Origin of the sequence: Aeromonas sp. TW 6 (genome assembly GCF_013168745.1) — a bacterium.
GTDB lineage: Bacteria > Pseudomonadota > Gammaproteobacteria > Enterobacterales > Aeromonadaceae > Aeromonas > Aeromonas caviae.
This window is the reverse complement of record NZ_JABERS010000049.1, coordinates 20,297-27,884: the sequence shown is the minus strand read 5'-3', so window position 1 is coordinate 27,884 and position 7,588 is coordinate 20,297. Positions and strand designations below refer to the sequence as shown.

6 protein-coding genes are annotated in these 7,588 nt (G+C 66.2%); 1 reads left to right on the top strand and 5 read right to left on the bottom strand.

From position 1 onward, the window contains the following. Positions 1 to 167: 167 nt before the first annotated feature. Entirely contained in the window at positions 168 to 1,157 is a 990-nt protein-coding gene (locus HKD46_RS18145; RefSeq protein ID WP_045524804.1) for a lipid A biosynthesis (KDO)2-(lauroyl)-lipid IVA acyltransferase, read from the bottom strand. A 220-nt stretch (positions 1,158 to 1,377) separates the two neighbouring features. Continuing rightward, positions 1,378 to 2,358: a TDT family transporter gene (locus HKD46_RS18140; protein ID WP_134996757.1), complete on the bottom strand. Its 981-nt coding sequence runs from the start codon at positions 2,356 to 2,358 to the stop codon at positions 1,378 to 1,380. Between the two features lie 103 nt (positions 2,359 to 2,461). Between HKD46_RS18140 and HKD46_RS18135 the strand changes: the two genes are divergently transcribed. Beyond that, positions 2,462 to 3,346 (top strand): LysR substrate-binding domain-containing protein, encoded by an 885-nt coding sequence (locus HKD46_RS18135; RefSeq protein ID WP_113725369.1) that lies wholly within the window; start codon positions 2,462 to 2,464, stop codon positions 3,344 to 3,346. An 85-nt stretch (positions 3,347 to 3,431) separates the two neighbouring features. On the opposite strand, the gene HKD46_RS18130 is transcribed toward HKD46_RS18135, so the two are convergent. The 3 genes from HKD46_RS18130 to HKD46_RS18120 form a co-directional block, all read right to left on the bottom strand. Then, positions 3,432 to 4,409: a Gfo/Idh/MocA family protein gene (locus HKD46_RS18130; RefSeq protein WP_113725367.1), complete on the bottom strand. Its 978-nt coding sequence runs from the start codon at positions 4,407 to 4,409 to the stop codon at positions 3,432 to 3,434. Positions 4,410 to 4,444: 35 nt separating this feature from the next. After that, positions 4,445 to 5,302, bottom strand: coding sequence for a deoxyribonuclease IV (nfo, locus tag HKD46_RS18125; protein ID WP_042880583.1), 858 nt, complete (start codon positions 5,300 to 5,302; stop codon positions 4,445 to 4,447). Between the two features lie 169 nt (positions 5,303 to 5,471). Further along, positions 5,472 to 7,508 (bottom strand): glycoside hydrolase family 3 protein, encoded by a 2,037-nt coding sequence (locus HKD46_RS18120; RefSeq protein WP_043156110.1) that lies wholly within the window; start codon positions 7,506 to 7,508, stop codon positions 5,472 to 5,474. Between the last annotated feature and the right edge of the window lie 80 nt (positions 7,509 to 7,588).

Genomic DNA, 7,588 nt, shown 5'->3' with positions numbered 1-7,588 from the left:
AGGACAGGCGTGAATGAAGTCGAGAGCTTGGTCGATACGCATAAAAAAATCCGAAACCCAACAAGGAGTTTCGGATTCTTACACAGCCTGAGGATCGGTCAATGGATCCTTAACTGATCGGCATTACCCGCTTGGGGCCACATTTTTGCACCGGGTGAGCGCAAGGCTCAGGGATGAGGAGCAAGGCCCCGGCGGATGCGCCGGATCCCCTCTTCGTAGAGGCCGTCCGGCCCCACCTGATCCTCACGGGTGTCGAAGATCTTGAGGAACCACATGTACTGGCCCGGGTGGCGGCAGAGCTGGCGCTCCACGCTGTCGTTCATGCGGCAGGTATCCGCCATCAGATCCGCGCTCGGGTAGTCGGCGTAGGGAGCCTCGACCTCCAGCCGGTAGCCGTGCGCCTGCTCGTCATAGCAGGCCAGCACCGGCAGGGCCCGGGCACCGGTCAGCTTCACCAGCCGTGGCAGGGCCGGCAACGTCGCCTTGGGGTGGTTGAAGAAGGGGGCGAACAGGCTCGCCTCCCGGCCGTGATCCTGATCCGGCAAGTAGAAGAAGCTCAGGCCGGATTTCACCGCCTTGATCACCGGCTTGATGCCGGCGCTGCGCTCATAGACGCGGCAGCCGTGCCGGGCCCGCGCGCCGTTGATGTGCCAGTCGAACACCGGGTTGCGGGCGCTCTTCATCATGGTGCACATGGGCAGGCCCCGCTGGGCGAAGTAGTAGCCCGCCGCGTCGATGGGCCAGCTGTGGGGCACCACCAGGATCACCGGTCGGCCAGCGGCCTGCTCCGCCTCGATATGCTCCCAGCCGCTGACCTGGATCCGCCCCATCACGTGGGCGGGGCTGCGCCAGGTGAACTCGCCAAAGCCCAGCAGGCTCTTGAGGCCGACCCGGATGGAGGTCATCAGGATGGCCTCCCGCTCGGCCTCGCTCTTTTCTTTGAAGCAGATGGCGAGGTTGGTCCTGGCGATGTAGATCTGCTTCTTCGAAATGGCGCATACCAGGGGCGTCAGAGCATCGGCCAGGCGATCCCGCCAGCGCGGGGGCACGAAGGCGAGCACACCGATGGCGCCGAGGGCGAGCCAGCTCAACCAGTAACGGGGGTGCAGCAGACGAGGCTGGAATCGGGCGTCAAACACGGGATCAGATGAGGACATGGGGCACGACAAAACAGTGGGAAGATAAAGTGGCGCGCATCGTGACAGGTATTACCAGTTAACGCCAACTGAATGTCGCCTGCATGGGCAACTATTTAAGCCACTTCACGGATTGACAAAATTAATCTGCTTCATTTGATTCCCCTCTGTGTCACTGCATCACGAACGGCAGACCCCGCACGGGCGGGGTCGATGACGAGGGGGGATGAAAACCTTGTGCCTAGCGGCGTGCGGGCTGCCCCGGCAGGTCATCCTGCACGACCGGCAGGAAGAACATCAGGTAACGCAGGGCCACGTAACCCACCACCAGGGTGGCCACCCCCAGCTCCAGATAAGCCAGCTGATGGAGCTGCTCGGCATAGCGGGCCGCCTGTGGCCACTGCGACAGCAGGTGACTCACCTTGAACAGGGCGGTGGCCCCGATCACCAGGGGGAAGGTGAAAGCGGCGTAACCCGGCGAGAACGGCAGGCGCAGCAGCTTGATGAAGGCCAGGTAGATGATGCCGGTCATCAGCACGGCAATCCCGAGCAGCACCGCCACCAGCAGCAGGGAGGGATCCTGACTCACGGTGAGGTAGCCGGCCAGCGACAGGCTCGCCGGGGCGGCCAGGATGGCGATGGTGGGCTTGGCGGCATCCGGCACCTCGTGGCTGAAGATGAGGCGATAGAGCATCAGCGGCAGCATCAGGCCGTAACAGGCCATGCCGAACCAGAGCAGGCCGGTGGCCAGGGATGCGAAGGGACCGCCCGGGTAGGCCACGTCAGCCACGATGATCCCCACCGGCGGCACAAACCAGCTCGGCACCATGTGATGGATTTCAAACGCTCTGGCCCTGTGCCAGACGAAGGTGGCGAGGAAGACGAGGTGGACGATGACCGCAAACAGCCAGAGCCCCTGCCCCAGGGTCGGGGCGAGCAGGCCGACCGCCTTGGAGACCACCATGGTCCCCATGGCGTAGGTGGGCACCACGCTGCCCACCACGGGATGGGCGAGATCCTGCCACAGCAGGCGCGGGTGGATCAGAAACTTGAAGGTCAGGACGAGGAGCAGCACGGCGGCGATGGCGGCCCCCAGCAGTTGCAGACGGCCATCGAACTGACCGGCATTTTCCCAGCACCAGCCGAGGCTGGCGATCCCCAGAGCCAGACCGGCCATGGGGGTCGGGGCGGCGGCCAGGGAGCGGCGGGTTCTTGCGATCATGGCGGATACCCTCTTGATGATGACGATGGGCATAGGATAAAGGGGGTCTATCGTTTACGATATCTAAATGAATTGAACTTAGCGTTTAGGAAAATCAAACGATATGAAGCTCACCCTGCAACAACTCAAGGTGTTTGCCACCATCGCCCGCCACGGCAACCTGGGGGGCGCCGCCAATGAACTCTGCCTGAGCAAGGGGGCCGTCTCCCAGTCGCTGCAGGAGCTGGAGCGCCAGCTCGCCACGCCCCTGTTCGACCGGGTGCACCCAAGGCTTCAGCTCAACAGCGAGGGGCGTCTGCTGCAACCGGCCGCCGAGGAGCTGCTGACCCGGATGCAGGAGATAGAGCAGCTCTTCAGCCCCGATGCCGAGCCGAGCGGCCAGCTGCACCTCGGGGCCAGCCAGACCATCGGCAACTACCTGCTGCCCGCCCTGCTGGCGGAGGGGGCCCAGGAGCTGCGGGCCGCCCCCAGGGTCACCATCGCCAACACCCACCTCCTGTGTCATGCCCTCGCCCACTTCGAACTGGATCTCGCCCTCATCGAGGGGGAGAACCACCACCCGGACCTGGTGAGCGAACCCTGGCTGGAGGACGAGATGCTCATCATCGCCGCCCCCGGTCACCCCCTGGCGGACCAGCTCGAGCTGCCCCTGCGCCGGCTTGCCGGAGAAACCTGGGTGCTGCGCGAGGCGCAATCCGGCAGCCGCGAGCAGTTCGAGCAGCAGCTCCAGCCCCACCTTCCCCGCTGGCAGGCGGGGATAGAGCTCAATACCCTGGAGGCGGTGATGCTGGCGGTGGAGAAGGGGCTCGGCATCTCCTTCATCTCCCGCCTCGCGGTGGCGGATCGGCTGGCACAGGGGCGCCTGGTGGCCCTCACCCCGAGTCGCCGCTTCCCCCGCCAGCTCTCCCTCGTCTGGCACAAGCAGAAGTTCCACTCCGTCGCCCTGCGCCGCTTCCTGGCCTTCTGCCGCGCCCAGACCCTGGCGTGAGAAGCCCTTCGGATGCGACAAGGGCGCCGTTGGCGCCCTTGTCGTTCAAGCGATGAGCACTTCTGCCCTCCGCCCTTCTCCGGCCTCAGCCGGCGAGTCCCCCTTCAATCCAGCCGAGCACCTGCCGGGTCACGGCCTGGGGCACCCAGGGGGAGTCCAGCAGCCGGTGGCGCAGGCAATCGGCGAAGTGATCCGCCTCGTGCTGCATGCCGCCCCCCTCCACCGGCAGGTAGATGTCCGCCGGCCAGATGACGGGGGCAGGCCCCCCTTGCCAGCGAATGTGCTGGGGATTCCACCACTTGCCCTCGATGACCAGGCGCCACCCCTCCCCGGACAAGGACGCTTCCCGCTCGAGATCCTCGATGATGGAGGCCCCGAGTTCGGCCCGAAACGGCTCATCGAACGTGAAGCTGGCGGCGAGATCCACCTCCCCCGGAGCCCGCGTCAGCGTCACCTCGGGGGCGGGGCAGCCCAGCCCCAGCCGATGGCAGAGGGCGGCATGGAGCCAGAGGGGATAGACCCCCACGTCCCAGGCGGCGCCGCCGTCAAGGGCAGGATCGAACAGCTTGCCCACCCTGGGCTGGGTCGAACCGAACGCCGCCCGCAGCTCGCACGGCGGCGGCAGCAGGGGCAGGCGCTGCAACAGGGCGCGCATGGCGGGGAAGCACATCACCTTCATGGCCTCGAGCAGCAGCAGGCCCCGTGCGTGGGCGAGCGCCACCAGGGCGTCCCAATCCGCCACCCGGGTCACCGCCGGTTTCTCCACCAGTACGTGCTTGCCCGCCAGCAGCATCTGCCTCACCAGGCCCGCGTGCTCCGGGTGGATGACCGCCACATAGACGGCCTCCACCTCGGGGCTGGCGGCCAGGGCCTCATAGCTGCCATAGGCGTGGGGCAGCCCCAGATCCCGGGCGAACTCGTCCGCCCGCCCCTGGTCCCGGGCGGCGATGGCCACCACCTCGGCTCCCCTGGCGTGCCCGTTCACATCGCGGCAAAAACGCCGGGCGATAGCCCCCGCCCCGGCAATGCCAAAGCGCAGGGGCGCCCTTGTCTCGTCGTGCATCGTCTCTCCTTGCTACCCAATGGTGGACCCCGGCATCACGCCGGGCGCGGGCTCCCGGCCAGGCTGCGCAGCCAGCTTATCTCCTCGCCCCAGATGGACTCATCGATGGTCTCGAGGATAAGCGGGATGCCGTCGAAACGGTCGTCGTTCATGATGTGGTGGAACACCGCCTCGCCGAGGTTGCCCTCCCGCAGGCTGTGGTGACGGTCGACCCGACTACCGAAGGTACACTTGGCGCCGTTGATATGCATCCCCTTGAGGTACTGGAACCCCACGATGCGGTCGAAGTCGGCAAACACCGCCTCGCACCCCTCGGGGGTACGCAGATCGTAACCGGCGGCGAAGGCGTGGCAGGTGTCAAAGCAGACGCCGACCCGACTCTTGTCCTCTACTCCGTCGATGAGGGTGGCCAGGTGCTCGAACGACCAGCCGAGGTTGGTGCCCTGGCCGGCGGTATTCTCGATCACCGCCGTCACCCCTTCGCTGCGCTCCAGCGCCCAGTTGATGGACTCGCTCACGAGCTTGAGGCTCACCGCCTCGGGGATCTGTTTGAGATGGCTGCCCGGGTGGAAGTTCAGGTAGCACAACCCCAGTTGCTCGCAGCGCTTCATCTCGTCCAGAAACGCATCCCGGGACTTGGCGAGGGCGTCGGGGTCGGGATGACCCAGGTTGATGAGGTAGCTGTCGTGGGGCAGGATCTGCTCGGGGCGAAAGCCCTCCTTCTCGCAGGCGGCTTTGAAGGCGCGAATGCTGGCCTCGGAGAGGGGCGCCGCCTGCCATTGGCGCTGATTCTTGGTAAACAGGGCGAAGGCGTTGGCCCCGATGGCTTTGGCCCGGGCGATGGTGTTTTCCACCCCGCCCGCCGCACTGACGTGGGCTCCGATAAATTTCATCTCATCTCCTGTGCACTGTGACCGGGTGCCTGCCACACTGGCCACCGCACCCGTTGCCGGGGCGCCATTATGCCCAAGCCAACCCCTTGCGCCAAACCGGGATTGTCGATGGGCGCAATGGAAAAGGCGCCCGAAGGCGCCTTGATGAGAGACAGAACATCCCTGTCCGTCAATAGGCCAGACCGGCCCCGTAGGGATAGAGCGGGCTTTGTGAGTCCTTGGCCACGTCCGGGGACTGGGCCAGCACCGCCTGCCAGCTCGAGGGCAGCTCGAAGGGGAGCTTGCCGCGTGCCTTCTGGGTGCCGCTCATGACATCGAACAGGGCCTGATCCAGGGCGCCGAAGTTGGCGAGCAGCACCCGGGCCGCCGGGGCGACCTCGGTCAGGATGGCGGGCCTGTCCAGATAGACGGAGAGCACCAGGGGCACCCCGGCCTGCTCGATGGCCTGGATGGCGGCATAGTCATCCGCGCCGCGGTAGACCCCTTCATGGGCCGTCTCCTGCACCACCTGATCATTGCTTGCAAAACCGAGCTGACCGAAGTGGATGCTGCCAAACGGGAAGCGGGGATCCTGCTCGCCCGGGGCGTTGACCCGCACGATGGCAAGCTCCGCGTCGGCCAGGTTCGTCACCACCGTATAGCCGTTGGCCCTGGCCACCTCGGCGTTGACATTGTGCAGATAGACCCGCTTGCCGTCCGCCTTCAGCGGCAGCAGGGCCCCCTCGTTCTTCAGCAGCACGTGAGACGCCGCCTGGGCGGCCTGGGCCTCCTGCTGGAACTCGGCCTTGCCCACCAGGGCCACCGCGGCCTCGGCATCCACATAGGGATTCTCGAAGAGCCCGAGGGCAAACTTCTGGGCCAGGATCCGCTCGGCCGAGGTGGTGATGGCCGCCTCGGTCACCAGACCGCTCTGCACCGCCGCCAGCAGGGGAGCCGGATCTTCCACGCCACCGAACTGATCCACCCCGGCGTCTATGGCCTTGGCGTAGCGCTCGGCCTTGGTGAGCTTCTCCACGCCCCAGGACATGCCAAAGGGCACGGTCCAGGGGCTCACCCCGGCATTGACTTCATCCTGGGTCAGCCCCTGCTCGCAGCGGCTGTCACAGTCATTGACGATGCCCCAGTCGCTCAGCACCACGCCGTCAAACTTGAAGTGGCCCCGCAACAGATCCGTGATGATCTGGCGGTTGAAGCCAAACCCCACCTCCTCGACGGGCTGCCCATCCTGGGTCAGGCCCAGGGGCATGGCGTAGTAGGGCATCACGGCGGCCACCCTGGCCTCGAAGGCACCCTCGAAGGGCACCAGGTGGTAGGCAAACTGGCCGCCGGGGTAGATCTGCTCCTTGCCCCAGGGGTTGTGGGCATCCAGCCCGTCCTTCTGGGGACCGGCCCCGGCGAAGTGCTTGACCACGGTGACCACGCTCTCCTTGCCTATCCCCTCGCTCCCCTGCTGGAAGCCCTCGATGTAGGCCTTGACCAGGGACTTGGCGAGCAGGTTGTCTTCCCCGAAGGTGCCGTTGATGCGGCCCCAGCGCGGCTCGGTCGCGAGATCCGCCTGGGGCGAGAGGGCCTCGTGGATGCCGACGGCCCGGTACTCCTGACGGGCGATGTCGCCAAAGCGCTGCACCAGGGCAGCATCGCCGATGGCGGCCAGCCCCAGGGTCTCGGGCCACTGGGAGAAGGCCCCGGCACCGATGCTGGTGGCGTTCGGATCATGGGTGAAGTGGTTGCGGGGATCCGTGCTCACCGTCATGGGGATGCCGAATCCCACCCCTTCCAGCAGGGCCTGCAGGGTGTTGTTGTCCGCGGCGATGGCCGCCGGATCACCGGCCATGCGGGTGATGAAGGTGTTGACCCCGTCCTCGCGCAGCATCTTGTCCATGGCCGCGAGGTTCACCCGCCCCGCCCCGTCCAGCACCAGGGTGCCGTGCATCATCAGCCCTGCCTTCTGGGCCAGGGTGAGCCTGCCCACCAGATCCCGGGCCCGCTCGGCGGCGCCGAGGCGCCAGTCCTCGTAGGGGGTCAGGGTGCCGCTGCCATCGAGATCCTTGAATTGCAGGCCGTCCTGCTCGATGAGGGTGACGGTGCGGTGGCCCAGAACGGGCTGCTCGGGCTTGGGGGTGGAGTCGTTGTCGTTGCACCCTGCCAGCAGCAGGGCCCCGATGGCGAGGGCGACACGGGTTCGGGAGAGCGAGTGGTGTTTCATTGTTGTTATCTTCCTTGTGTGTGTAGGAGTCGCCACTCTATGCAAAAGCGGCCCCTCTCACTTGCCCGTCGGGTGCAGGA

Bases quoted from the DNA above. Each gene is read 5' to 3' on its own strand.
- HKD46_RS18145 (WP_045524804.1), bottom strand. From the start codon at position 1,157: ATGTCCTCATCTGATCCCGTGTTTGACGCCCGATTCCAGCCTCGTCTG.
- HKD46_RS18140 (WP_134996757.1), bottom strand. From the start codon at position 2,358: ATGATCGCAAGAACCCGCCGCTCCCTGGCCGCCGCCCCGACCCCCATG.
- HKD46_RS18135 (WP_113725369.1), top strand. From the start codon at position 2,462: ATGAAGCTCACCCTGCAACAACTCAAGGTGTTTGCCACCATCGCCCGC.
- HKD46_RS18130 (WP_113725367.1), bottom strand. From the start codon at position 4,409: ATGCACGACGAGACAAGGGCGCCCCTGCGCTTTGGCATTGCCGGGGCG.
- nfo (WP_042880583.1), bottom strand. From the start codon at position 5,302: ATGAAATTTATCGGAGCCCACGTCAGTGCGGCGGGCGGGGTGGAAAAC.
- HKD46_RS18120 (WP_043156110.1), bottom strand. From the start codon at position 7,508: ATGAAACACCACTCGCTCTCCCGAACCCGTGTCGCCCTCGCCATCGGG.